The sequence below is a fragment of the Acidovorax sp. Root217 genome (genome assembly GCF_001428645.1).
In the GTDB taxonomy this organism is placed as follows: domain Bacteria; phylum Pseudomonadota; class Gammaproteobacteria; order Burkholderiales; family Burkholderiaceae_C; genus Acidovorax.
On the sequence record NZ_LMIH01000005.1, the window covers coordinates 542,116 to 542,356 of the forward strand.

Annotated in this window: 1 protein-coding gene; it reads left to right on the forward strand. The window is 64.7% G+C overall.

What is annotated here, in order from left to right; all coding sequences use genetic code 11:
* A partial coding sequence (locus ASE31_RS03995) for a hypothetical protein (protein ID WP_057200202.1) occupies positions 1–214 on the forward strand: 214 nt, incomplete at its 5' end.
* Between the last annotated feature and the right edge of the window lie 27 nt (positions 215–241).

Sequence of the window (241 nt, forward strand, 5' to 3'; positions counted from 1 at the left end):
CGCTTCGCAGTTCGCCACCAAGTTCGAAACCCAACGCACCCGTGCCGAAGTGGCTGCTGAAGCCGCTACCGTGGCACAGACCCGCAGCCTGGAACCCGCTGGTTCGCGCGTCGTGACCTACAAGTCGACGGCTGACCGTGCTGCCGTGCGTTCCGCTGCTGCCGAGGCTGTTCGCACCGGCCAGATCCCTTCGGGCGAAATCAGCGCCATGTAAAGAATGCGGGCCTTCCCATGGTGGTGG